The organism is Vibrio sp. 10N.222.46.A1 (genome assembly GCF_041473595.1).
Lineage (GTDB): Bacteria > Pseudomonadota > Gammaproteobacteria > Enterobacterales > Vibrionaceae > Vibrio > Vibrio tasmaniensis_A.
This window is the reverse complement of the sequence record NZ_JBFRSN010001482.1, coordinates 1-571: the sequence shown is the minus strand read 5'-3', so window position 1 is coordinate 571 and position 571 is coordinate 1. Positions and strand designations below refer to the sequence as shown.

1 pseudogene is annotated in these 571 nt (G+C 43.6%); it reads left to right on the top strand.

The annotated features are described in order from the left end of the window. Positions 1–436: pseudogene (locus AB4496_RS27535) on the top strand (amidophosphoribosyltransferase); the annotation flags it as partial. Positions 437–571 lie beyond the last annotated feature (135 nt).

The following is a 571-nucleotide window of genomic DNA, read 5'->3' as shown; positions in this document are numbered from 1 at the left end:
TCTACTGGTTGATGACTCGATTGTTCGTGGTACAACATCAGAGCAGATCATTGAGATGGCTCGTGATTCTGGTGCAAACAAAGTCTTCATGGTTTCTGCCGCTCCGGAGGTTCGCTTCCCGAACGTTTACGGCATTGATATGCCGAGCGCGACTGAGTTAATTGCTCATGGTCGTGATAACGAAACGATTTGTAAGCAGATTGGTGCAGATGCTTTGATTTTCCAAACGTTACCAGACTTAATCTCTGCAGTTGGTATGGGTAATCAAGACATCTCTCGTTTTGATACATCCGTATTCAACGGTGAGTATGTAACGGGCGATATCGACCAAGCGTACCTAGATTTCCTAGACTCTTTACGTAATGACGATTCAAAGGTTGAGCGTGAAATCCAACAAGATCTCGCGAACCTAGAGCTACATAACGAAGGCGCTTAGCGTACTCATAAAAATGAGTAATAAAAAACCAGAGCATCGACTCTGGTTTTTTTGTTTGCTGGGAAGGGGATTGAATCTTAGTGAATGTGGTATGCGATCACAAAATCGATAAACAATCTAACCTTCTCTGGCAGG